Origin of the sequence: Desulfofundulus thermobenzoicus, from assembly GCF_009428905.1 — a bacterium.
Lineage (GTDB): Bacteria > Bacillota > Desulfotomaculia > Desulfotomaculales > Desulfovirgulaceae > Desulfofundulus_A > Desulfofundulus_A thermobenzoicus.
This window is the reverse complement of record NZ_WHYR01000030.1, coordinates 1-24504: the sequence shown is the minus strand read 5'-3', so window position 1 is coordinate 24504 and position 24504 is coordinate 1. Positions and strand designations below refer to the sequence as shown.

The window sequence follows — 24504 nt, the reverse complement described above, 5'->3', positions numbered from 1 at the left end:
CCGGTTATTTAAATCGGAGCTGTTGTATAATTAATATATTTATCAATAATTATATTCTTTCCTTTCTCATGCTGTCAATGGTTTTCCCAACCGGCACATGCCAGTGGTCCTAAAAATAAGACACGGCCTTAAGACCGGCCGCCGGATTAAACAAAACTCACTATCTCTTCTATCTCTCTTCTCTTTGGGCGGCGGGAGGGATCATCGGCGGGATAGCCCACCGGAACAATGGCCACCGGTATCCGGCCAGCGGGCACTCCCAGGTAACGGCCAACCCGCTCCTCGTCAAAGGCGCCGACCCAGCAGGCCCCCAGACCCAGGGCGGTGGCGGTCAGCAGCATGTTCTGCACGGCGGCGGCCGTATCCTGATAACAGTAGAGACGGCGGCCCCGTTCACCATATACCCGGGCCGATCGCTCCGGCTCGGCGCAAACCACAATCACCACCGGCGCCTGAACGATAAAGCGCTGGTTCAGGGCGGCCTGCGCCAGGGCCTCCTTATCTTCCTGCCGGGTCACCACGTAAAAGAACCAGGGCTGCAGGTTGCCGGCGGAAGGTGCCCAGCGGGCGGCCTCCAGGATCTGATCCAGAAACGCCCGGGGAAATTCATCGGGTTTGTAATGCCTGACGGAATAACGGCTTCTGACCAGGGATAAAATTTGGGACATGGATCCATCCTCCTGCGTAAGGGTAATTATATTATGCCCCTAATCTAACATCCCACGGAGAAAAGTTCATCGAAAAGAGATATTTCGCAAAAGATATTTTATAGATAAACCGGACATATTAATATTTTACCCACCGGAAGCCTTTGGGACAGACACCCGCCCCAGACACCGTAAAGTTAAAGCACCTGATACATCAACTTTTTTTCACCCGCACCTTCAATCACAGGCAAACCACCCCCGGTTAATTACTTAACAATCAACACCGGGCAGGAACAAAGGTGCAGTAACTTGTGGCTGACGCTGCCCAGAAAGATGCCCTTAAGATCCCCGTAACCACGGCTGCCCACCACCACCAGGTCAAAGCCACCTTCCCCGGCCACCCGGCAGATGGCCTCCGCCGTATCCCCCCGTTCCACAGCTGTGGTTAAAGGTTGACCTTCCCCGGCAAAAATCTCCTGCACGGCGGCAAAGACTTTTTCCGCCCGGGCTTCTATTTCCTGATCCAGTTCCTTCTGCTGGATCCAGGCACATATGCCGGGCTCGGGGAAAAGGTCATAACAGGAGGGGCCCACATACAAAGCGGTAACTGTTATATCCGGGTTCAGCTTGCTCAAGCGCAAAGCCTGCCTGGCGGCCCGCAGGGAATTTTCCGAACCATCCACAGCCAGCAGGATCTTCATGCCTGCCATACCTCCTTCTAAGTTAAACAATATTATCTATCTTTGACAGATATCTTCTACAACCGGAAGGGAAAAACCTGCCTGACATACCGTTTTTTCATTGATATCATGCGTTAAAATCGAAGTGCCAATTTCCGGTTGCTTTCGCGGCCAGGTAGCCGTTATAATATAAAAACAAGACCATATGATTCCTGTCGGGTTGGGCAAACCGGGCGAAAGCCCGGGACGCTAAAGCCATGGGTCTACGGTCCGGAAGGGCTATGATCGCCAGGCTGAAACGGTACCGGCTGCCGGGGGGGGTAGTCATTGGGACTGCCCCTTCTTATTTTGCCCTTAAACAGGGGGTGGTTAAGAGAAAAGTTTCCCACCAAAAGGTTAAACGGCGGAGAGTTTCAATGCCAACCGGAATTTAATTTTCCGGTAACAGGAACGGTTTTTCGAAAAAATATCCACGACGGACATGAAAGGAGATGAAAGATTTGTCGGGTCAATTCCAGGTTATTCTGGCCACAGCGGTTTTTTTGCTCACCTACGCCATCATTATTTCCGAAAAAATTCACCGTACGGTGGCCGCCTTTTGCGGCGCGGCCGTGGTGATAATAGCCGGTATTATCACCCCGGAACTGGCCGTTCACTATATTGACTGGAATACCATCGGCCTGTTGACGGGCATGATGATCATTGTGGGCGTTACCCGGGAAACGGGAATTTTTGAATACCTGGCCATCCGGGCGGCCAAAGCGGCCCGGGGCGAACCGCTGGCCATTCTGGCTTCCCTTTCCCTGGTCACTGCCGTGCTTTCTGCTTTCCTGGACAATGTAACCACGGTGCTGCTCATTGTGCCGGTAACCTTTGCCATCGCCCGAAAACTAAAAACAAGCCCCCTGCCTTTTCTGATTGCCGAAATTATTGCTTCCAACATCGGCGGTACGGCCACCCTCATCGGCGATCCGCCCAATATCATGATTGGCAGCGCCGTAAAGCTGGGGTTTATGGATTTTGTAATTAATCTTACCCCGGTAGTTGTGGTGATCTACATTGTTACAGTGTTCATCCTGCGCGTTATTTACCGCCGGGAACTGGTGGCCCAACCGGGGCGGCAGAAAAGCATCACGGAACTCAATGAACTGGATGAGATCAAAGACGCCGCCTTGTTAAAACCCTGCCTCGTGGTACTGGGTTTGACCATTGCCGGATTTGCCCTCCACCAGTTTCTCCATCTGGAAAGCTCGGTTATCGCCCTCTCCGGTGCCGCTCTGCTGCTCCTGTTCACCCGCTCCGACCCGGAACATGCATTGCACGCGGTGGAATGGCCGGTAATCTTTTTCTTTATCGGACTGTTCGCCCTGGTGGGCGGGCTGGAAGAAGTGGGGGTCATCGAAACCGTTGCCCATTACGCCCTGGATATCACCGAAGGACGGCTGGTAGCAGCCGGGATGCTTATTTTATGGCTTTCGGCGGTGGCCTCGGCCTTTGTGGATAACATCCCTTTTGTGGCCACCATGATTCCCCTGATTCAGGAGATGGGCCGTCTGGGGGGTATGGAAAACCTGAACTTCCTCTGGTGGTCCCTTTCCCTGGGGGCCTGCCTGGGGGGTAACGGCACCATCATCGGCGCTTCGGCCAACGTGGTGGTGGTAGGCATGGCCGAGAAAAAGGGTGTACCCATCAGTTTCCTGGGCTTTTTCAAAGTGGCCTTTCCCCTGATGCTCCTGTCCATCGCCATCTCCAGCATTTATCTGCTGGCCTGGCAGCTGTTTAATACAACCCCGGTGCTGGTAAGCACCCTGGGCATAGGACTGGTCCTGGCCCTTTTGTTGAACCTGGCTCAAAGGACGGGTAAAAGGAAAGAAGACGGGGTAACGGCCGGCAACCGGTAACCCGGGAGTAGCCCCGACCATAATTTAAGGGCATCGGGGCTGCCGGAATGTTCCACCGGCTTTGTGGACCCTTGATCTTTGCCAGATGGCGGTTGCGTCCTCCCCCAGCCGCCGGGGCGTTGTGAAAAAATTGTTTTTATTCCAGAACATACCATCAAGGGTACGGCCCTTGTCATTATTTTACGGCGACGGGTATGACCAGCTGCTCGGCCTGGTTGAAATAGGCCGGGTAAAGGATAAACCCCAGGGTGATGCTGGACAGGGCAGTGGCGCTGCTGAGCATCAACATGACCATGATCTGATACTTCACTGCCAGCAGGGGATCGGCTCCGGCCAGGATGGAGCCGGTCATCATCCCCGGCAGGGCAACCAGGCCCACGGTCTTCATGGAATCAATGGTGGGAATCATGCCGCCCTTTACGGCCGTCTGCAGGACCCCTTCCACCGCCTGCCGGGGCGAAGCGCCCAGGGCCAGGGCCGCTTCCACCTCCGGCCGGCGCTGGCGTATATCGGCCTGAAAGCGGTTGAGCACCAGGCCGGCGGCCACCATGGCATTGCCCACAATCATACCGGCCACGGGGATGACAAACCGGGGCGTCCCTTCGATGATATGCAGCAAAAGCATGATTCCCAGGGTAACCGTCTCCCCCAACCCAATGGCCAGCATCACCCGCCAGAAGATTCCGGGCACCCCTTTGCCCCGGCCGGCGGCGTTATGGGTGGCCACCAGGGTCATCAGCAGCAATACCCCGGCGGTAAAATACCACCGGTCCTGCTGAAAGACAAAGGCTAGCACGTAGCCAATGGCCAGCAACTGGACGAAAGTACGCACCGTACCCACCAGCAGGTCCCGTTCCAGGCGCAGTTGCTGCCACAGGGATAAAAGAACGGCCACCAGCACCATGGCCAGGGTGGAGACAAGGGCGGTATTGCTCAAGAACGTTCACCTCTGATAAACGGCCGCCGGCCGTTACGATTAAGTTTTATTGAAATAACCTGCGTAAGTGTTCACTGAAATGGTTAAGATAAAGGCACGGCATTAAAAGACGCGCACGACCCGGCATTCACCAGAATACTGCTTTACTCCCGGTGTTCCAGGTTTAATTGATACCTCTTCACAAAAACCTGGTATGCCAGTGAGTGCTGGGCGGCCCAAAGCAAGCTGTGGTGCTGTCCGGCAGATGTGACCGCAGATGAATGCAAGCGTTTCGAACCTCTGACTTCTGACATCCGACGACCGACTTCTATTCAGGCCGGCAGCAACCGTTGTGGTCATGCTTGCCCTCCTGCAGGAAATGGATTACCCAGGGGTCCATTTCCCCCTCTTTTTGATTAATAATATCATCCCTGGAACCGCAGGCCACCAGGCGACCCTGTCGCATGACGGCCAGTACCCCGGCCACCCGCAACGCCTGGGAGGCGTCGTGGGTAATCCACACCACCGTCAGGGCTTCCCGCTCCTGCAGCTGTTTAATCAGCGCTTCTATCTCATCCCGGGCATCGGGATCCAGTGCCGAAGTGGGCTCGTCCAGCAAGAGGGCCGCCGGGCGGTTGGCCAGGGCCCGGGCCAGGGCCACCCGCTGGGCCTGACCGCCGGAAAGGCTGCCCACATCCCGCCGTGCAAATTCAACACCCAGCCCCACCTTGGCCAGCAGTTCCTCTGGAGAGGGAAAATGGTTTAAATGGTTGACCCGGGGCCCGTAAAACAGGTTCTCCTGCACTGTACCGGGAAAGAGCACCGGCGACTGGAAGAGCATCCCCACCTGCCGGCGTAACTCCCGAACGGGATAACCGGTCAGGGGCCTGCCCTGCCAGAAAACCCGGCCCCGGGTCGGCTCATCCAGGCGGTTTAACAGACGCAAAAGGGAACTTTTGCCCGCACCGGAAGGTCCCACCAGGGCCGTAATGACACCGCCCGGAAAATGGCCCGTTACTTCTTCCAGTATATGTACTTCCTTCCCCTCCCCCGGAACAGAGCGCCATACCCCTTCCAGAAAAAAACCGCTGGAATGGATCAATACCCTCCCCTCCCTCCATCGAATATACCGTCTGTCGTCGACGTCAGTGGTCGGGTTGCGTGGGAATCCGCCTAAAGACGGCCTGCGGATTTTCCGTCACTTACGCTCAGCCGGTTCCAGAGCTCATCCAGCTCCACCCGGCTGTCCAGCAGCGCCTCCACCACCCGGCCATCCAGGGCGCCTTCCCGCACCTGTCCCTGCATAATGGGTTCGATCCTGGACCAGGAAAGACCGGACCGGTATGGCCGGTCCTCCCGCAAGGCGGTAAAAACATCACTTACCGCCATAATCCGTGAACCAAAACATATGGATTCTCCGTCCAGGTGGAATGGATAACCCGTACCGTTCAATTTTTCATGATGGTAGGCGGCCCACCGGGCCAGGGGCAACTGGCGATCCAGCGGTTTTAACAGCCAGTAGGTATAGTATGTATGTTGCTTGATCTGGTTAAATTCTTTGGCGGTCAATTTATCCGGTTTTTCCAGGATAACTTCCGGTACGGTCAGCTTGCCCAGGTCATGAAGCAATCCGGCCATCTCCATCAACTGGCACTCCCCTTCCTCCATCCCCAGTCTGCCGGCGAGAAAACGGGACACCGCAGCCACTCCCCGGGAATGGCGGTAAGTATAGGGGCTTTTGGCATCGATCACCCGGGCGAAAAGGGCAGCCAAAGGCATGAGGCGGGAAAGGTCCAGGATCATGTTCTGCCTGCCCACCAGGGATGCCAGATTTTCCAATAGGCAGGGAGCAGTAATATCCAGCCAGAAACTCTCCGCCCGGGCCAGGTGGGTAAACAGCCCCGTCAAATCCGGATCAAAAACCCTGCCGGCCAGTCCCTGGATCCGCTGAATAATACCACTGCTTTGATCCAGAATATGTTCCCGGTCGGTAAGCAAAACATCCACCCGGTCGGCCAGGTGAATAATCCTGGCGGCCAGGGGAATATCCGCCCCGGCCTTCCCGGAGGGATTGCCTCCCTGCCAGCGATCGTGATGGCAGAAGATTACCTCCGCCGCCGGGTACAGTAAATCCACCCCGGAAACAAAGTCAAAACCCCTCCGACAGTGTTCCCAGGGAGCACGCACATCGAAGACCTCCAGGGCATCTTTCTCCGGCCAGGTGACCGCCCCGGCGTCGTGAATGATGGCTGCTTTAAACAGATCGAAGCGTTCTTCCCGATTTAACCCCGCCGCCTCACCAATGCGCAGGGCAATCAGGGCCACCCGCTGGTGGTGGCGCATCAAACCCCGGCGGGAAAAGTCCAGGGCCAGGGAAAGGTTGATCAGCAACTGGGCCAGATCAATGCCGGGCATACATTTTCCTCCAGAAATTAAAAATATGGCGTACCCGTTTATTAACATCTTTATTCCATAAGCTTCGTGATGGGACGGAAATCTCCTGCCGGGGCGGAAAACACGGGCCAAAACTCCCGGCGGCTCGAACTTTGATCCTCTACAAACGACCGGTGAAATGGTATAATATTGCTGTTAAACGTTTCCCCCGGATGGAAGGTATCAGGAATGAGCGCCAAAAAGTATTCTCCTGAAAACACCATATTCGCCCTGGATATAGGAACCCGCACCGTAATCGGGCTGGTGGCGGTACCTCGGGACGGCCGGCTGCATGTGGCCGCCCAGCGGCTGGTGGAGCACCGCCGGCGGACCATGCTGGACGGGCAGATCCACGACATTCCCGGCGTAACGGAAGCAGTGCGGGAAGTAAAGGAAGGGCTGGAGGAGGAACTGGGCTTCCCCTTAACCCATGTGGCCATCGCCGCCGCCGGCCGCTCCCTGATTACCAGAACCTGCCGCCAGGATCAGGAAATAACCGGGGAAGAAATTGACTGGCCGCAAATCAACGCCCTGGAACTGGCGGCCATCCAGCAGGCCCACCGGGAGCTGGCCGCCGAACTGCCCGACGATGCCGGGGAATTTACCTGCGTGGGTTACAGCGTGGTTACTTATTACCTGGACGGTTATCCCATTTCCAGCCTGCTGGGCCACCGGGGAACAACCATGGGGGCCCATGTCCTGGCCACCTTCCTGCCCGGTTCGGTGGTCAACAGCCTTTATACCGTGCTGCAGCGGGTGGGCCTGGAACCCTTGAGCCTCACCCTGGAGCCCATTGCCGCCATAGAAGTGGCCATCCCGGAAAACTACCGTTTGTTAAACCTGGCCCTGGTGGATATTGGCGCCGGCACCTCCGACATAGCCATCACCAGGGACGGCGCCATCACCGCCTATGGCATGGTTCCCGTGGCCGGGGATGAAATAACCGAGGAAATCGTCCAGGCCTGCCTGGTGGACTTTGATACCGCCGAACGCATGAAAAGGGAAATACTCCTGGGCCGGGATATCCATTATACCGATATCGTGGGTATGGAAAATACCATCTCCTGCGCTGAACTGCTGGAACGGATCGACCCGGCGATGGAAAAGCTCACCGGGGAAATAGCCGCCCAGATCCGCAGTCATAACGGTGGAAAGCCGCCCCGCTCCGTCTTTTGCGTGGGCGGCGGAGGACAGGTGCCCGGATTGACGGAAAAACTGGCCCGCCACCTGGAACTGGACCAAAACCGGGTGGTCCTGCGGGACCGCAAGAGCCTGGGGCAGGTTTTAACGGTGGAGGAGGACTGTATACCGGGGCCCGAGGGCGTTACGGTGGCCGGTATAGCTCTGGTGGCCCTGCGTAAAATGGGCCACGATTTTATCCACATTATGGTCAACGGGGTGGAGCACCGGCTGTTCAACGCCCGGGAATTCACCGTAGGCAACGTGCTGGCGTTAACCGGATTCAACCCCCGCCTGCTCATTGGTCAAAATGGCAAAAACCTGGCTTTTACCTTAAATGGTCAACGCCAGGTGATTTACGGAGAGCTGTCCAGGCCGGCACGTATCCTGGTGAACAACCGGGAAGCCCACCTGCAAACCAGGGTGCATCACGGGGACCGCATAGTGGTACATCCAGCCGAAAACGGCGCAGACGCCCGGGTCACCGCCGCCGACCTATTACCGCCCCAGGGGTTGATCACCGTACAGGTCAACGAAAGAACCATACAGACGCCGGCCAGTTGCTTAATCAACGGGGAACCGGCCCGTCCGGATCAGGAGGTCACCCCTGGCTGTGCAGTGGAAATATGCGCGGCAAAACCACTGTACCAGTGGCTGATTGAATACCTGCAGGGTGCAGATCAGGAAAACCGCCCCCGGGCGGATGGGGAAAAACTCGACCTGCAGTCAATGAATAATTGGGAACTGCTGGTAAACCATCAGCCGGTTCCCTCCCATTACCGGCTCCATGCGGGGGACCGGCTGGAATACCGGCCGAAGAAAAGCAGCCCACGGCACGTATCCGGAGATCTTGCCGGCGGGTTCAATCCAAACCCCGATACGCCGCCGGTCGAAGAAAATCGGGAGGCACAGACGGCGGCCCCAGGTGACGCCGGCATAACGGTAACAGTGAACGGTTCACCGGTAACCCTGACCGGCCGCTCCAGCTATATCTTTATAGACATTTTCAATTATATAGACCTTGACCCCACCCGGCTGACTTCTCCCATCCGCCTTGTCCTGAACGGCAGGGAGGCGGCCTTTACCGACGATTTGCAAGATGGGGATATCATTGAGATTAGCGGATTAGACCGCAAAGCGGGCGGCCATGCCCTTTAGTTTTTCAGCCATGCCGGAAAGGGTGGCAATGGTGCTGGCGGTCTCCTCCAGCAGGGCGCTTTGCTCCTGGGTGGAGGCAGCAATGTTCTGCACTGCCTCGGATACCTGCCGGGAAGCAGACGCCACATCGCTTACCTGGGAATCCACTTCCCGCACCGACCCCAGGATTTCCTTAAAGGCGGTACCCGCTTCCTCCACCACCGTCAGCCCCCGGTCCGCCTCCCGGGCCGACCCTTCCATCAGAGTGGTTACCTCGCTGATTTCTTCCCTGATAGTGGTAACCAGATTTCTGATTTCCTCCGCCGATGAGGCCGACTGCTCCGCCAGCCGGCGCACCTCCTCGGCCACCACGGCAAAACCCCGGCCGTGCTCCCCGGCCCGGGCCGCTTCAATGGCCGCGTTCAAGGCCAAAAGATTGGTTTGGCCGGCGATATTGCTGATAATCCCCAGTATCTCCCCTATCTGCTCCGAAATATGGGCAAACCGTTCCACCCTTTCCACCGCCTGGCGGGTGGTATCATGCATGGTGCGGATCTGCCGGCTCACCTCATCCATTTTCCGCCCGCCCTCTTCAGCCAGGGAAGCCGCCCGGGCTGCCGTTTTGGTCACCGCTTCCGCCCGGGAGGCCACCTCCTCCACGCTGGCTGATATTTCCACTGCCGCACTGGCCGTTTCCGTAGCCCCTTGCGATATTTGATCGGTGGCACTGGAAAGCTGCCCGGCCAGATCCGACGCCTCCCGGGCCTCCTCCGCCAGTTCACCGATTAAACGGGCCAGGTTCTGCCGCATCTGACCGAAGGCGTTTATCAGCTGGCCAATCTCATCCTGTTTCATCATCTCAACCCCCTCACGCTCCCCGACCGGGTAAGACAGCGCCGTCATCCTTTAAATTACCGTCGGCCACCCGCTGGGCCATCCCGGCCAGGTCCCTCAAGGGTATAGCCAGGACCAACCGGGTAAGCAGGTAATTGGCCAAACCTACCAGCACGCCGGCCACCAGACAGGCCACCAGAAACGCCGGCCGGAAAACCATTTCCAGGGGTAACCCCAGAACCGCCACCACAAAAAAGGGGAAAATAGCCCCCATAACCAGGCCCATAATGATCATGGCCATCAATAGCGCCCGGAAAAGGCCGCCCCTGGCAGCCAGATTAAATAGTCCCGCTACTGGTGTACGCAAATTGACTCCCCCCGGCTAAAAAATGCCTTCATTTCCAGATGATCTACGATTAGACATGGCAAGTCTTTTTTCCTTCCGCATCCGAATATTTTCCCATATCTGCCGGTAAACATTCCGCCAGCTGCTTGTGAATACCCCGGCAATCCACCAGCCAGGGGCGGCGATCGCTTTTCAACAGCCCGTCCCGGGCCAGGCGGCTGAGCATGGCGCTGACCGTCTCCCGGCTGGCGGCCACCATATGGGCCAGATCCTGGTGGGTGAGCCGGATGTCCAGTAAACATCCCTCCTCACCATGCACCCCGAAATCCTCACATAACCGCAGCAAAAGATACAGGATACGGGTACGCACATCGCCATAGGCAATGCGCTCCAGCAAATCCTCCGTTTCCTTCAAGCGCCGGGTGGTCCAGGCCAGCATTTTAATGGCCAACCCGGGATTTTCTTCCAGCAGGCGGTAAAAAAGGTCGGTATTGATTTCGTAGAGCAACGCATCGGAAAGGGCGGAGGCGTAAATCTGGCGGCAGCCGGTGCAAAACAGGTGGGTTTCCCCAAAAATATCCCCCTCGTGCAGAATGGTTAAAGTGCACTGTTTGCCGTCGGGTGTTAATTTGTAAAGCTGCACCTGACCCGATTGAATCAGGTAAAGTACAGGCTCTGTGTCCTCGGGAGTCAGGATTACCATCCCCTTTCCAGCCCTCAAGCGGGGCAGCTGGCGGGGCAGATTTTGTAAATAACGGCTGAGCTCCTCCAGTAAATCCACCCGGTCAAAATTGTTATTCAAGCAGCAACCCCCCCAAACATAGTATAACTCTTTTCGTCAAAACAGGGGTAATGATCCCTTTTTCATTTTAACGCACTACCGGCTGTGGACCGGTGGTTATTTTTATTGAAAAAATTTTTTGTAAACTGTAAGGAAGATCACAGCCCTGTTAATGAAACCGGTTTATATTTAATACGAGCGGTTATTTTTTACATATTCTATTTTAAACTCTACCGGGTGGTCAAACAATTATTTTTTATGTCGCCGAGGTGAATAAAGGTGTCTTCATATACTGTGCGCTTTTTACCAGACAATCTGGAAACAACCGTTCAGGAGGGCGAAAACCTTTTGCAGGCCGCCGCCCGGGCGGGCATCCCCTTAAAAGCCTCCTGCGGCGGGCGGGGCACCTGCGGCCGCTGCCGGATGATCCTGAAGGAAGGGGAAGTAACCCAGCTGCAGAAAGGCAAACTGACCCCCGAACAGCTGGCGGCCGGCTATGTGCTGGCCTGCCAGAGCATCCCCGCAGGACCGGTGGTGGTGGAAGTACCCGCCGAGTCCCGGCTGGCCGAACACCGGGTGCTGCTGGCCGAAGAACGGGCAGGGGAAGAATTGTTGCCGGCCGGGTTTGACCCGCTGTTCAAGAAAGTGGCCCTGGAGCTGCCGCCCCCGGACCTGGAAGACAGCCGGGATGACGCCGGCCGCCTGCTGGACACCCTGGAAAAGACCACCGGCATGGACGATGCCCTTTTCAACCTGGAAACCCTGAGCAACCTGCCGGCAGTTTTAAGGGAAGGCCAGTGGCGGGTCACCGCCTCCCTGGCCGATGGCAAGGGCTACACGGAAATCGTCCGGGTGGAGCCGGGCCGCCGGGCGGAAAAATACTACGGCCTGGCCGTGGATATCGGCACCACCACGGTGGTGGTGGAACTGGTGGACCTGGCCGGCGGTCGGACGGTAGGTGTCAAGGGCCGTTATAATAAGCAGGCCGTCTACGGTGATGACGTCATTTCCCGGATTATTTACGCCGTGGAAACCCCGGGGGGCCGCCGGGAAATGCAAAGGGCCGCGGTGGACACCATCAATGAACTCATCACCGCCCTGACGGCCGAAACCGGCGTGGAAAGTAAAGACATCCATGCGGTGGTCTGCGCCGGCAACACCACCATGACCCACCTCTTCCTGGGCATCGACCCGGCCTATATCCGCATGGAGCCCTATACCCCGGCGGTCAACTCCCTCCCCCCGGTGCGGGCTGCGGAACTGGGGCTGATGGTTTCACCCGGGGCGCTGGTACACTGCCTGCCATCCATCGCCAGCTACGTAGGCGGGGATATTATGGCGGGCGCCCGGCTGATTGAAATCGACCAGGCTGAAGAGCTGACCCTGTTCATTGACGTGGGTACCAACGGGGAAATGGTGCTGGGCAATAAGGACTGGCTTTTAGCCTGTGCCTGCTCCGCCGGGCCGGCCTTTGAAGGGGGCGGTATCCGCCACGGCATGCGGGCCATGGCCGGAGCCATCGAGCATGTGCAAATTGATCCCCGGACGGGGGAAGTGCATTACCAGACCGTGGACGGGGCCAAACCCCTGGGCATCTGCGGTTCCGGATTGATCGATCTGATGGCCGTCCTGCGGGATGCGGGCATTATCGACCGCACCGGGCAGTTTCTTTCCCGGCCGGAACTTCCCCGGCTGCGGGAAGGAGATGAAGGGCCGGAATATGTCCTGGCCTGGGCACACGAGTCGGGCAACGAGCAGGACATCACCATTTCCGAAGCCGACGTAAAAAACCTGATCCGGGCCAAGGGAGCCGTCTTTGCCGGCATCCGCACCATGCTGCGCATGGTAGATCTGCCCGTGGAAGCCATTGAACGGGTAATCGTGGCCGGGGGGTTCGGCCGTTATATTAACATACGGGACGCCATTGCCATCGGCCTTTTCCCGGACCTGCCGGTGGAAAGGTACAGCTATATCGGGAACAGCTCCTTGAAAGGCGCCCGGCTGGCGCTGCTGTCCCGCCGGGTGCGGGACGGGGTGGAGGAACTGGCCCGCAAGGTCACCTACCTGGAGCTCAGCGTGGGCAATACCTTTATGGATGAGTTTGTTTCAGCGCTGTTTTTACCCCATACCGATCTCAATCTTTTCCCATCTCTCATAAATGCGGCCTGAGGAAAAGGCCGGTCCCTCTCCTTTCTTCTCCCCGGTTTTGCGCCTCCCCGGGGAAAGATTTGTGGCTGGAGATTATTCTCCCGCCCGTTTTTTTTGCCCGGAAAATTCCGGAGTTTTATTCACCATGGATTCTTTGCCGGCGCCTGCGTACTTACGCCACCTGCCTTCACCCTCCTGCGGTTGACCGGAGGTAATTGGCGCAATATAATAGGGCATGAATGTCAAAGTGCACAAGGAGAGCGGTTTAAATGACTGTACGCGTTAGATTCGCCCCCAGCCCCACCGGCAGCCTGCATATCGGCGGTGCCCGCACAGCCCTGTTTAACTGGCTTTTCGCCCGCAAAGAAAAAGGGGAATTCATCCTGCGCATTGAGGATACCGATACCCAGCGTTATGTGGCGGAAGCAACAGAAGGGATCATCCGTACAATGCGCTGGCTGGGACTGGACTGGGACGAAGGACCGGAGATGGGCGGGCCCAAAGGACCCTACCGGCAGTCCGAACGGCTGGAATTGTACCGGCGAGAAGCCCGGCGCCTGCTGGACGCCGGCCTGGCCTACCCCTGCTATTGCACCCAGGAGGAATTGGCCCAAATGCGGGAAGAAGCCCGTAAAAGCGGCCGGGCGCCCCGGTACGACGGGCGCTGCCGCCACCTGGACGAAGCAGCCCGCAGGGCCAAAGAAGCGGCCGGCATACAACCGGTCCTGCGCATCAAGGCACCCGCGGAGGGAGTAACTGTAGTCCGGGATCTAATCCGTGGAGAAGTGGCCTTTGAAAACCATACCATAGACGACCTGATCATTATGAAGTCCAACGGCATCCCCACCTATAATTTCGCCTGCGTGGTGGACGACCACGCCATGGGCATAACCCATGTACTGCGCGCGGAAGAACATCTTTCCAACACGCCCAAACAGATAATTATTTACCGGGCCCTGGGATATCCCCTGCCCCAATTTGCCCACCTGCCCATGATCCTGGCCCCCGACCGTTCCAAACTATCCAAGCGCCACGGGGCCACGGCGGTGGAAGAGTTCCGCGAACAGGGCTATCTGGCTCCGGCCATAATCAACTACCTGGCCCTGCTGGGCTGGTCCCCCGGCGAAGACCGGGAAATAATGACCCTGGATGAAATGGTGGACCGCTTTTCCCTGGAGGCCATTAATAAAGCGGCGGCCGTTTACGATCTAAACAAGCTTACCTGGCTGAATGCCCGGTACATCAACAGCCTGCCCCTGGAAACGGTGGTGCGGGAGGCCCTGCCTTTTCTGCAGGCCGCTGCGCTAATTCCACCGGATCCATCCCCGGAAGAAATGGAATACATCACCCGGGTGGTGGACGCCGTGCGCAGCCGGGTGCATACACTGGCGGAGCTGGCCGGCGCCGTCTCTTACTTCTTCCGGGATGATTTTATTTACGAGGAAAAAGGGGTACGCAAATATTTCAGCCAGCCGGAAGTAACCGGCTGGCTGAAGCGGGGACGGGAGGCCCTAAGCCGGGTGGAGCCCTTTGATCTGGAGCACACGGAAGCCGCCTACCGGCAGGTAATGGCGGAACTGAACATCCCCGGGGGCAAGCTGATCCACCCCACCCGGCTGGCCCTTTCCGGACGGACCGTAGGCCCGGGCCTGTTTGACATTATTGTTCTTTTAGGCCGGGAAAAGTGCCTGGAACGCCTGGATCGAGCCATAAAATGGATAAAAGTACACCAAAACGTTTAGCCTGGAAAACATAACCGACAAAAAAGGTCTTGCCACAGACCATACGGCATGTTATAATTAAAGATGTTGCTGCGGGATGGTGTAGCGGTAGCACACATGACTCTGGATCATGTTGCCCAGGTTCGAATCCTGGTCCCGCAGCCAATGCTTTTTGGCCCTATCGTCTAGAGGCCCAGGACACCACCCTCTCAAGGTGGAGACACGGGTTCGAATCCCGTTGGGGCTACCAGTAAAATCAAGCCTTCCTGGGTTGGAAGGCTTTCCCAAAAGCAAGTTTTACTGCAAATTACTGCAATCGTAACAAAACTTTTTTCAGCCGCTCGACGGCTTTCTTTTTTTCGGCACTCAACATTTCTCAACGGCCGACCGGCAGCTTTTTCGTCCGGATCTATTCCCGAACAGGTAAACGCAGAAGGCGCATGCCGTTCAATGTCACCAGCAGCGAAGCCCCCATATCGGCCATGATGGCCAGCCACAGGGTGAGCCATCCAGGAAAGACGGCCAGCACGGCCAGGAGCTTGACGGCCAGGGCAAAGGCGATGTTCTGCCGGATTACCCGCAGCGCCGCCCGGCTCAGGGCGATGGTGAAGGGCAGCTTGCTCAGGTCGTCGCCCATCAGGACGATGTCCGCCGTTTCCAGGGCCGTGTCCGTGCCGGCCCCGCCCATGGCAATGCCCACCGTGGCCGTGGCCAGGGCCGGGGCGTCGTTGATGCCGTCACCCACCATGGCCATCTGCCCGTACCGCTGCAAAAGATCCTGTACGGCGCCCACCTTGTCCCGGGGCAGCAGTTCGGCCCGGAATTCATCCACCCCCACCCGGGCCGCCACGGCCCGGGTGGTGGCCCGGTTGTCCCCGGTAAGCATGATGACGTGGCCGATACCGGCCCGCCTCAATGCGGCAATGGCCCCGGCGCTGTCCTCCCGGACCTCATCGGCCACCCCGATCACTCCCAGGAGGTGTTGCGCCGTGCCCACCACCACGGCCGTCTTTCCTTCCTCCTGCAGGCGGTGGACCGTAAAGGCAACGGGGTCCGTGGCCATGCCCAGCTCTGCAAAGAGGCGGAGGTTCCCGATATAGACTTCCCGGCCGTCCAGAACACCCTTCGCCCCCCGGCCGGGAAGGGCCTGGAAACCTTCCACCGCTGCCGCCGGAACCCAACGGGCCTGCGCCTCCCGGACCACGGCCGCCGCCAGGGGGTGCTCCGAACGGGCTTCCAGCCCGGCGGCGATGCGAAGCAATTCCTGCCCGCACCGGCCGTCCAGGGGGATGATCTCCGTAACCGCCGGCTCCCCCCTGGTCAGCGTCCCGGTCTTATCAAAGGCGACGGCTTGAAGCCCCGCGGCCTGCTCCAGGTATACCCCGCCTTTAATCAGGACACCGTGGCGGGCGGCATTGCTGATGGCACTGACGATGGTCACCGGGGTGGAAACCACCAGGGCGCAGGGACAGGCCACCACCAGCAGGGCCAGACCCCGGTAGATCCACGGCCCCCAGGGGTGGCCCAGGAACAGGGGCGGCGCCAGGACGATACCAACGGCCAGGGCAATGACCAGGGGTGTATAAATAGAAGCGAAGCGGTCCACAAAGGCCTGGGCGGGGGCGCGTTTGGCCTGGGCCTCCTCCACCAGGTTGATAATCCGGGCGATGGTGGTGTCCTGCACCAGCCTGGTCACCACCACCTCCAGGGAGCCGTGGGTATTGAGGGTGCCGGCGTAAACCTCGTCGCCGGGCCCCTTTTCCACCGGCACGGACTCGCCGGTGATGGCGGCCTGGTTGACGGCCGATTGGCCTTTGATGATCCGCCCGTCCATGGCCATCTTTTCGCCGGGGCGAACGATCATCACGTCCCCCACCCGGATTTCCTCCACCGGCAGTTCCACCTCTTCCCCGTCCGGCCGGCGGACCCGGGCCGTCCGGGGAGCGATGTCCATCAGTTCCCGGAGGGACCGGCGCGTCCGCTCCATGGTCCAGGATTCCAGTAATTCCGACAGGGCGTACAGAAAGGACACCGCGGCCCCTTCCGTCCACCGGCCGATGGCCATGGCCCCGATAACGGCAATGGTCATCAGCACGCTCATATTAAGGTCCAGCCGCGGCAGGGAATAAAAGGCTTTGCGGGCGTTGCCCCAGCCCCCTGTAACCACTGCCATAACGTACAGGGGAATGAAAATGGCAGGCGGCCCGCCGGTACGTTCCGCTAAATAGGCGGCCAGAAAGGCCATACCGGAAATGACCATGCGCACCATTTCCCGGTTAAGCCCGGGTCTGGCCCTTTCCGCCGGCCCTTCCCCGTCCGGGGTGATGGTGTAATTCTCCTTCCGGCCTTCCCGCCGGATGGCCTCCAGGTCGGCAGCCCCCTGTACGGCCAGCTTCCCGGAGGCAATATTTAAAGTGGCCCCGGTCACGCCGGGGAGAGCCGCCACGTTCCTTTCGAACTTGACGGCACAGTCCATTCAAGTAATTCCTTCCACCCGGAAGCATGTGGTCCTGTTCTGCCTGTGCAAAGCCTCGGCCCGGGCCAATGGCACCCTCCCCCTTATCTTTCCTCGGCAAAATGCTCCTGTGCCTCGCTGATCATGTTCAGAATGTGCTCGTCATCCAGGGAGTAATAGACCATCTTGCCTTCCCGGCGGTATTTCACCAGGCGGAAGGCTTTCAACAGCCGCAGGTGGTGGGAAATTGCCGGCAGGCTCATCTCCAGCACCGTGGCCAGATCGCACACACACAGCTCCCTGTGGGACAGGAGGTAGAGAATTTTCGTCCTGGTTTCGTCCCCCAGAACCTTGAAGATTTCGGACAACCCGGCCACTTCCAGCACCCTGGCCCGCAGATCCTCCACCTCAACGGAAAGGCAGAATTGATCACAGACGTCGTTGTTCCTGGGCAATGGATTACTCTTATTTTTAGGCAAAGCGGTCACTCCTTAACAATTAAACAATTGTTTAATTGTATTATATTCTACCGACCAAAATATTGTCAAGCCGTACCCGCCCCGTGCACCACAGGATCTTTTAATACCCCACCTGCAGGCAAACCAACCCGCAGGGCACCGGCAGGGCAAAAAAAAAGCACCTACAGTGCCTCTTCCTGCAGGAGTACCGGCAGTATTTTCAACCTTTTGGTTGCTTTGACCAGATAGCTCTGGGCCAGGGTGACGCTGGTCATATCTCAATCACCTCACCTGGCCGGTAATCCTCCTTTAATACCCAGTACCAGGCGCAGCCCCGGTAAATCCTTTTCGCACCCAGCTGCTGCAGCTTCTCCTTTAAACCGGCCAGATAACGGGCCAAAATATTCTTCTGATCATAGCAGATCCTCACGTCGTCCACCAGATCTAAAAATAATAAGCTGCCCTGCAGCACCTCGTTTTTTTCCTTTATAACCGATAATGCGAAATAGTAATCCGAAAAAAGTAAATATTACTCTTTTCCGTTGACACTGTTAAATTTCCGGGTTACTATAAGGGCAACAACTGCTCTTAACTGGCAAGGAGGCCTAGACTATGAGGGTTGAACTTGACAAATTACTCCAGCCACATCTGAAGCGCTATTTGGGAGAATGGTTGCTTTTCGAGGTAATCGAAACAGACCGAAACGGCTGGCCGAAAAAAGTGCACTTTGTTGCCCATCATCCTGACCGGGAAAAATTAACGGATATCGCGCTGGAAAAAAATATACAACACACTTTAGTGCGTTTCGCCGGAGAAGTAATTCCGGAAGGGATGGAAGCAATCTTGTGATTATAATCCCGATTCGTTCCTCGCGACACTTGGTGGAAACTTACATCCAGATTTATGATGCCCAAAGGCAAGCCACTGCCTATGTTGCGCTGGACACAGGCGCTGTTTTTACGGTAATTACCCCTGCCCTGGCCAGGCAAATCGGGCTTAAAGATTCACTTGGAGCCCTACCAGTTGTCTCGGCCACCGGTTCCCAGCAGGCCAATCGCTACCGGGTTGGATGTATCCAACCCGGTAGCGAAAAAATTACAAATTTAGAGGTAGTGGTGCTCAATTTACCAGTTCAGCTTAAACTGGACGGTCTCTTGGGATTAAATTTTCTCTCTCGTTTTATTACAACGTTCGATTATTCAGCTATGGAAGTTCGCCTGCAAAGGCTTACCTGATTTTCTTCCCAATTCTCAGGATGCATCCCCCGCCCGGCTCAACGCCCGCCGCAGGACATCTGAGCGCCTTGTGCCGCTGTAATCGTCCACCTCCGTGTAAACCAGGGCGCCGGTGGGGCAGGCCCGGACGCAGGCCGGCACCCCTTCCCCGTCCCGGCACTCCCGGTCGCACTTCAGGGCCAGGCACAGGTGACTTCGTTGCCGATTATCCCATTGTTCCGAGAAAAGGAAACTCCCAGTTCGCCAATCACCGCTTATACTGGCCAACTATATTACATTATTCCTGACGTGTTTTGACAGAAAGAGCTATACATATAATGGTTTTGAAAGGAGGAAAAACTAAAATTTTGCAGAACATGATTAACAGCACGATACCCTGACGTCGTCAGGAGGAAAAGCCTTGGAGCAGATGGATTTTCTTTCCGCACCCTGGTTTCCGTACCAGAAGCCATGCTGGTGGCAGCCCTGGGATTCCTGCTGGTGGGAATAATACCCGGTTTGCCTTCCTTGATTATTAGCGGATACCGGGATGAAGCGAAAAAGATTCAATCCGGGGAGGAATAGGTATGTCCGTTACCGTTTTAATCGTTGAAGATGACCCGGCCATGCGCTTGTTCCTGAAAAATACTTTGGAGGAAATCGATAATATAAAAGTTATAGGAGAGGCCGGAAACGCGTTGCAGGCAGTGGAGATTTTCCAGGCTACAAAACCCCGCATAGTTTTTATCGATATAAATTTGCCCGAGAAAACCGGTGTGGCTCTGGCCCGGGAGATCTTTAGCATAAGTCCCTGGACCTACCTTATCTTTGCCACAGCCTATACAGAGTACCAACGGTTTATCTGCAATGCATTTTCAGACGCCATATTGCAGGTTTTAGACACAGATTTGCATAATATAGACATAACTGGTAGACATGAGTATGCCTGGCAGGTATAATGGATGCGGGTTCGGTAAACTTTTAGGAAGCCATAAACGCCGGGAGAGCCGGTATGTTCACTACAAACACCCTGGCCGGTACCATGGCCGTCTAACTGGCCGAAGCAACCGGGCTGAAAAGCAAAAAACCGATAAGCTGTGTTTTGGCCTGGAGGTAATGCTGGGAGCATTGATAAAAGTGATCCCGCTCTTTTTCACGGCCCTCTCCAGGGCATTTTTCCCGCTGGTTGCGTCAGGATTACTCATTGCTTACAATGGAAAAATTCAAAGATTGGCTTCTATCAACAGGGCAGCGGAAGAGATATAAATTGCAATAACTATTGGGGTCAAACCAAGGGATATGATGAACTTGTTGTAGGTGGTTATCCGATAAGTGGGGAAGCTTATGTCATTTTCCCAAATACAGGCGGTATGTATTTTTCGAATAATTCCTCATTAGACTATAATGTTACAAACATGAAAATCGATCTGGTACGTGGCGGCACAACATGGAATTTTACTTTTCAGAATAAGCTAGAAGCAAATTAACTGTGCTGCCCAATCTATTAATTAATTTAAGGAAGGATTCTTAACGGCCAACTTGAGCGTGTACATATAAATCACGAAAAACGGCTCCGGAAAACATGTTACGCTCAAGGACACTGGCCGTTAAGAAATATTTCTCAAAACCAACATTATAATATATCCGGTTGTATTAATCAGGGTGTTTGATTTTTTGAAGCTGATTTTATTTATATAAGTTCGATGTTAATAAAAAATAGTGAGGTAAATACAATGATTAATAGGAGAAATATAATTCTTCTTTTAATGAATATATTCTATATTTTTTTCGTGGGATTATTACTATTTTGGGGAAACCACTACGAGCAATATCTCAGAACTTCTACGCTTAAAAAACACTTTTTCCTTTACCTCATTTATACTAGTTTATTTCCCGTTATAGTTGGCATAATCTTAGGTTTTCCCGAATATATTGCCATGTACAAGCAATCAGGTAAATGGAAAATAGATATCCTTAAGCTAATATCGTTTGGGCTGCCGACTTTATATGTAACACTCATGCCAGCACTATATTATTTGCCATATGGAACATATTTACCTTTTGGCTTTCTTATACTTCAAGATCTTTCTTTCCAAAAGATTGCAGGTATAATTTTAGGTTATTTATTAATCAGGGTCATAAAAAAGGAACAAGCGTAATTTGAAAATTCGAGTATTACATCTTAATTTAGAAACATTCTCTGATATATGGTGAGGTCTTATGTTTTTGTTTAAATAACGTGTAAACCAGGGCGCCGGTGGGGCAGACGTTGTTTGATTGACATATCGCCAATAAATACTGTTACTCTTTCCCATGTTCCAAAAATCATGATGCTTAACCCGGCTGAATAAGGGCAGGAGACCTCCTCTCCTGCCCTTACACTCCTCAATTCTCAGGATGCATCCCCCGCCCGGCTCAACGCCCGCCGCAGGACATCTGAGCGCCTTGTGCCGCTGTAATCGTCCACCTCCGTGTAAACCAGGGCGCCGGTGGGGCAGGCCCGGACGCAGGCCGGCACCCCTTTCTCGTCCCGGCACTCCCGGTCGCACTTCAAAGCCAGGGTGCCGTCGGCGTCACTGCGGATGACGCCGTAGGGGCAGACCATGACACACATCCAGCAGGCGGTGCACTGCTGATCGCCGCCCACATTGGTCACGGTACCGTCCGCCTGCCGGTGCATGGCTCCGGCAATGCAGGCGTCGATGCAGGGGGCGTCCTGGCAGTGGCGGCAGTTCAGGGGGGCCTTTTGCCCTCCCACCTGGTGCACGAAGATGCGGGTGCGGGGCTTTTCGCCGCCCAGCACGGCCCCGAAAAGGCTGCCCGCACCGGAGTGGGCTACGGCGCAGGCCAGCTGGCAGGAGCGGCAGCCCAGGCAGCGGTCGTAACGGATTAAAACTTCTTTCGGCATCCTGCCCACCCCCTAAATGCCCAGAGCGGACCGTTTAGCATCAATATGGGCGATGATTAACTCAGCTGCCTTGAAGGGGTCTGTTTCCACCGCAAAATAGCCGCCCACCAGATCCTTTGCCTGCCTGGTGAGCAGATCCGCTACCACGTTGCTCCCCAAAACGGGAAGTACGGTGCCCAGAACGGTGAAAATCCCGGATGCAACCACATAGGCGCCGATGCTTACTGCCTTTTCCGACATCCACTCGGGCGCCGCCCCGGCCACCGGCAGGTCGGCAATGTCCACGCCAAGTTCTCTGGCCAGTGCTGCGGCAACCGTCAGAATCCGGCTGATATCCACACATGAACCCATGTGCAAAACAGGAGGCACGCCGAGCGCCCGGCAAACTTCCGCCAGGCCCGCGCCGGCCAGCTCCGCCGCCTCCGGCAGAAGCAGCCCCGCCTTGGCGCTGGCAATGGCCGCGCAGCCGGTTTCGATCACCAGCACGTCCCGGGCAATCAGGGCTTTCGCCATGTTTACGTGGTTGTAGTCCTGGGTAACTTTCGGGTTGTTGCAGCCCACCAGGGCGGCAATTCCCCTGATTTTATTGTTTTTTACAGCCTCTACGAGCGGGGTAAGGGTACCGCCCAGGGCGCTTAAAATGGCCTCCACGCTGAAACCGGCCACGTATTCAGTGGTTTCTTCCGGAATAAAGACACGGTTTTTGTCCCGGTTGGGATAATTCTCGATGGCCTGGCGGATAATCTCGCGGGCGGTTTCCAGCGCGTTATGTTCATTAAACGGTATATGAATGGCTCCGGGGAATTTTGCCTTGGGCGAGGTGGAAATAAACTTCGTATGGTAGCAGGCGGCCAGCTGGCCGAGGGCGGGCATGATGCACTGCACGTCAACCACAACCGCCTCCAGGGCACCGGTAATTACCGCCAGTTCCTGCTGGAGGAAATTGCCGGCGACGGGAACGCCGTGGCGCATGAGAATTTCGTTGCCGGTACAGCACATCCCCACCAGGTTGATGCCGCCGGCTCCTTTTGCCCTGGCGGCGGAAATTAACCCGGGATCTTTTGCCGCCTCTACCAGCATCTCCGACAGGATGGGCTCATGGCCGTGTACGAGAATATTCACCGCCTCTTTACTAAGGACGCCCAGGTTGCTCCGGCCCCTCACCGGGCGGGGAGTGCCGAATAAAACGTCGGAAAGCTCCGTGGCCAGCAACGAGCCGCCCCAACCGTCAGAGAGGCTGCAGCGCAGGCCGTGCAAAATGAGATTGGCCGGGTCGTTGTCCACGCCAAAGTGGGTACGGTGCATGGCTTCCACCACTTCCCGGTCGATCCCGCGGGGGATGATGCCCAGCTTTCCCCATATTTCTTTACGTTTCGAAGGAACCCGATCGATGGCCTGCAGGTAGCCTTTCCTGGTGCCGAATTCCTCCAGAGCTGCTTCCGCCAGTTTTCCGGCTATCTCTTGAACCGTTTTGCCTTCGGTGGAAATGCCAAATTCCAGGGCCAGGGCCTTAAGTTTATTCTCATCCTTAATGGTATAGTCCTTGATCTCCCCGGCGGCAACTCCTCTCAATGTCTCCGTAACGTCCCGCCCGTGGTCCGAATGTGCTGCCGCTCCGGCGGCAATCATCCTTAACAGGTTTCGCGCCACTACAATATCGCCGGTGGCCCCGCAAACTCCTTTCTGCGGGCCGTCTCCAAAGGGGTCGATGCGGCACGGGCCCATGTTACAGTTCCGGCAGCAAAGACCCAGTTCGCCAAAACCGCACTGGGGCCGCTGCGCCAGGTAACGATCCCAGGCGGTCTCCAGGCCCTCCTCACGGGCGACTTTAAGCATCTGAAGTGAAGTTGGGTCAATTGAACGGGTATCCTTCATGGAATACCTCTCCCTTCGCCAAGTTTCTGGAATTTATTGAGAACATCCGGGCGGACTCAATTTATAGCTCAGAATGAGATTGTCCCGCTTAAAAACGTTTGTAAAAATACGCTCCCCACCCGTCCTTGCAGCATCTGGTGGCGATAACCCCACGCCGGGCGGCCGGATTTCACCAGCGCCGTATATATCCCCGCGCCCTCCACCCGGCCGGCCAGAATGAAGCCGGCCAGCCGGTGGCCATGGAAAACCAGCCGCCGGTAGGTACGTTGCAGGGCATCGTATTCCGCCAGCACCTCCTCACCTTCCAGCCGTCCGACAGATACCACGTCCACCGCTCCGAAACGGGCGCTGTTCAGCCTGGTCAGGGGCGCCGGGTAGGGGCGGCGCAGTCCCAGCATATTAGTCGCCGCGTGGCGGCCCTGCTCAAAGGCCAGGGTCCAGAGGGCGGAGTTTACTTTTTCGCCGGTCAACCGGTCGGTTACCTGGATGCAATCCCCCGCCGCATAAACATCCGGCAGGGAAGTGCACAGGTATTCATCCACAAGTATCCCGCGCCCCACCCGGCCGCCGGCCTCCGCCACCAGGGCAGCGTTTGGCCGCACCCCCTTGGCCACCACGGCCAGCCCGCAGGGCAACTCCCGGCCGTCCTCCAGCAGCACCGCGGCCAGATTGCCCGCGGGACCGGGCAGAAAGGCACTTACCCGGGCGTTGTAAATAAAATCTATCCCCCGGCCTGCCAGTTCCCGCTCCACCATGGCCGCCGCCCGGTCATCCAGCTGCCGGGTTAACAGGCGCGGGCTGGTCACCACCACCGTTATCTTTTCCAGGCCGGCCTGTTTCAGGGCCAGGGCCGCCTTCAACCCCACCAGCC

23 protein-coding genes, 2 tRNA genes and 1 riboswitch are annotated in these 24504 nt (G+C 56.6%); of the genes, 10 read left to right on the top strand and 15 right to left on the bottom strand.

Features of this window, described 5'->3' with window-relative positions; all coding sequences use genetic code 11:
* Positions 1-146: 146 nt before the first annotated feature.
* Both GFC01_RS11470 and GFC01_RS11465 read right to left on the bottom strand, forming a co-directional pair.
* Positions 147-668: a nitroreductase family protein gene (locus tag GFC01_RS11470; protein ID WP_152947266.1), complete on the bottom strand. Its 522-nt coding sequence runs from the start codon at positions 666-668 to the stop codon at positions 147-149.
* 245 nt (positions 669-913) lie between these two features.
* A complete protein-coding gene (locus tag GFC01_RS11465) occupies positions 914-1348 on the bottom strand; it encodes a universal stress protein (protein WP_152947265.1) in 435 nt (144 codons plus the stop codon).
* Positions 1349-1540: 192 nt separating this feature from the next.
* A riboswitch (cyclic di-GMP riboswitch) is annotated at positions 1541-1628 on the top strand.
* A 199-nt stretch (positions 1629-1827) separates the two neighbouring features.
* Here GFC01_RS11465 and GFC01_RS11460 point away from each other — a divergent pair.
* Positions 1828-3228 carry an ArsB/NhaD family transporter gene (locus GFC01_RS11460; protein WP_152947264.1) on the top strand — a complete coding sequence of 467 codons (1401 nt, stop codon included), beginning with the start codon at positions 1828-1830 and terminating at the stop codon, positions 3226-3228.
* Positions 3229-3403: 175 nt separating this feature from the next.
* Here GFC01_RS11460 and GFC01_RS11455 read toward each other — a convergent pair whose 3' ends face one another.
* From GFC01_RS11455 to GFC01_RS11445, 3 genes are all read right to left on the bottom strand, one after another.
* Complete coding sequence (locus tag GFC01_RS11455; RefSeq protein ID WP_152947263.1) at positions 3404-4165, bottom strand: ABC transporter permease; 762 nt, start codon at positions 4163-4165, stop codon at positions 3404-3406.
* Positions 4166-4472: 307 nt separating this feature from the next.
* Positions 4473-5246 carry an ATP-binding cassette domain-containing protein gene (locus tag GFC01_RS11450; RefSeq protein WP_152947262.1) on the bottom strand — a complete coding sequence of 258 codons (774 nt, stop codon included), beginning with the start codon at positions 5244-5246 and terminating at the stop codon, positions 4473-4475.
* A gap of 71 nt (positions 5247-5317) precedes the next feature.
* Positions 5318-6559 (bottom strand): HD-GYP domain-containing protein, encoded by a 1242-nt coding sequence (locus tag GFC01_RS11445; protein ID WP_152947261.1) that lies wholly within the window; start codon positions 6557-6559, stop codon positions 5318-5320.
* Positions 6560-6766: 207 nt separating this feature from the next.
* On the opposite strand from GFC01_RS11445, the gene GFC01_RS11440 reads away from it, so the two are divergent.
* On the top strand, positions 6767-8914 hold the full coding sequence (locus tag GFC01_RS11440) for a cell division protein FtsA (RefSeq protein WP_152947260.1): 2148 nt from the start codon (positions 6767-6769) through the stop codon (positions 8912-8914).
* Here GFC01_RS11440 and GFC01_RS11435 read toward each other — a convergent pair.
* Genes GFC01_RS11435 through GFC01_RS11425 form a run of 3 tightly spaced genes read right to left on the bottom strand, consistent with a single transcriptional unit; the run spans position 8882 to position 10875 of the window.
* Positions 8882-9748, bottom strand: a complete 867-nt coding sequence (locus tag GFC01_RS11435) for a methyl-accepting chemotaxis protein (RefSeq protein WP_194174921.1) — start codon at positions 9746-9748, stop codon at positions 8882-8884. The two genes, GFC01_RS11440 and GFC01_RS11435, sit on opposite strands and share 33 nt — an antisense overlap.
* 13 nt (positions 9749-9761) lie before the next feature.
* Positions 9762-10094 (bottom strand): HAMP domain-containing protein, encoded by a 333-nt coding sequence (locus GFC01_RS11430; RefSeq protein ID WP_152947258.1) that lies wholly within the window; start codon positions 10092-10094, stop codon positions 9762-9764.
* 49 nt (positions 10095-10143) lie between these two features.
* Entirely contained in the window at positions 10144-10875 is a 732-nt protein-coding gene (locus GFC01_RS11425; protein ID WP_152947257.1) for a Crp/Fnr family transcriptional regulator, read from the bottom strand.
* A gap of 258 nt (positions 10876-11133) precedes the next feature.
* Between GFC01_RS11425 and GFC01_RS11420 the strand changes: the two genes are divergently transcribed.
* The 4 genes from GFC01_RS11420 to GFC01_RS11405 all read left to right on the top strand — a co-directional run bounded on the left by GFC01_RS11420 (position 11134) and on the right by GFC01_RS11405 (position 14973).
* Positions 11134-13023: an ASKHA domain-containing protein gene (locus tag GFC01_RS11420; RefSeq protein ID WP_341473923.1), complete on the top strand. Its 1890-nt coding sequence runs from the start codon at positions 11134-11136 to the stop codon at positions 13021-13023.
* A 248-nt stretch (positions 13024-13271) separates the two neighbouring features.
* Entirely contained in the window at positions 13272-14744 is a 1473-nt protein-coding gene (gene gltX / locus GFC01_RS11415; protein ID WP_152947256.1) for a glutamate--tRNA ligase, read from the top strand.
* Between the two features lie 70 nt (positions 14745-14814).
* A tRNA-Gln gene (locus tag GFC01_RS11410) sits at positions 14815-14888 on the top strand.
* Positions 14889-14897: 9 nt separating this feature from the next.
* A tRNA-Glu gene (locus GFC01_RS11405) sits at positions 14898-14973 on the top strand.
* Positions 14974-15132: 159 nt separating this feature from the next.
* Here the strand turns inward: GFC01_RS11405 and GFC01_RS11400 are convergent.
* From GFC01_RS11400 to GFC01_RS11385, 3 genes are all read right to left on the bottom strand, one after another.
* The gene (locus GFC01_RS11400) at positions 15133-17199 is read right to left on the bottom strand and encodes a heavy metal translocating P-type ATPase (RefSeq protein WP_152947255.1); all 2067 of its coding nucleotides are present in this window, start codon (positions 17197-17199) and stop codon (positions 15133-15135) included.
* An 83-nt stretch (positions 17200-17282) separates the two neighbouring features.
* Positions 17283-17657 carry an ArsR/SmtB family transcription factor gene (locus GFC01_RS11395; RefSeq protein ID WP_423244389.1) on the bottom strand — a complete coding sequence of 125 codons (375 nt, stop codon included), beginning with the start codon at positions 17655-17657 and terminating at the stop codon, positions 17283-17285.
* A 250-nt stretch (positions 17658-17907) separates the two neighbouring features.
* Positions 17908-18108 (bottom strand): hypothetical protein, encoded by a 201-nt coding sequence (locus GFC01_RS11385; RefSeq protein ID WP_152947254.1) that lies wholly within the window; start codon positions 18106-18108, stop codon positions 17908-17910.
* Positions 18109-18248: 140 nt separating this feature from the next.
* Here GFC01_RS11385 and GFC01_RS11380 point away from each other — a divergent pair, with 140 nt between their 5' ends.
* Positions 18249-18485 (top strand): hypothetical protein, encoded by a 237-nt coding sequence (locus GFC01_RS11380; protein ID WP_152947253.1) that lies wholly within the window; start codon positions 18249-18251, stop codon positions 18483-18485.
* Entirely contained in the window at positions 18482-18871 is a 390-nt protein-coding gene (locus tag GFC01_RS11375) for a retroviral-like aspartic protease family protein (RefSeq protein WP_152947252.1), read from the top strand. The genes GFC01_RS11380 and GFC01_RS11375 overlap by 4 nt, the downstream gene beginning before the upstream one ends.
* Before the next feature lie 15 nt (positions 18872-18886).
* On the opposite strand, the gene GFC01_RS11370 is transcribed toward GFC01_RS11375, so the two are convergent.
* Entirely contained in the window at positions 18887-19138 is a 252-nt protein-coding gene (locus GFC01_RS11370) for a 4Fe-4S dicluster domain-containing protein (RefSeq protein WP_194174920.1), read from the bottom strand.
* 299 nt (positions 19139-19437) lie between these two features.
* Here GFC01_RS11370 and GFC01_RS11365 point away from each other — a divergent pair, with 299 nt between their 5' ends.
* Together GFC01_RS11365 and GFC01_RS11360 are read left to right on the top strand one after the other, a co-directional pair.
* The gene (locus tag GFC01_RS11365) at positions 19438-19809 is read left to right on the top strand and encodes a response regulator transcription factor (protein WP_152947251.1); all 372 of its coding nucleotides are present in this window, start codon (positions 19438-19440) and stop codon (positions 19807-19809) included.
* 157 nt (positions 19810-19966) lie between these two features.
* A complete protein-coding gene (locus GFC01_RS11360) occupies positions 19967-20116 on the top strand; it encodes a hypothetical protein (protein WP_152947250.1) in 150 nt (49 codons plus the stop codon).
* A 1126-nt stretch (positions 20117-21242) separates the two neighbouring features.
* Here the strand turns inward: GFC01_RS11360 and GFC01_RS11355 are convergent.
* From GFC01_RS11355 to GFC01_RS11345, 3 genes are all read right to left on the bottom strand, one after another.
* A complete protein-coding gene (locus GFC01_RS11355; RefSeq protein ID WP_152947249.1) occupies positions 21243-21758 on the bottom strand; it encodes a 4Fe-4S dicluster domain-containing protein in 516 nt (171 codons plus the stop codon).
* Between the two features lie 12 nt (positions 21759-21770).
* Positions 21771-23633, bottom strand: coding sequence for an anaerobic carbon-monoxide dehydrogenase catalytic subunit (cooS, locus tag GFC01_RS11350; RefSeq protein WP_152947248.1), 1863 nt, complete (start codon positions 23631-23633; stop codon positions 21771-21773).
* Between the two features lie 68 nt (positions 23634-23701).
* On the bottom strand, positions 23702-24504 hold an 803-nt coding region (locus tag GFC01_RS11345), incomplete at its 5' end, for an NAD(P)/FAD-dependent oxidoreductase (protein WP_194174919.1).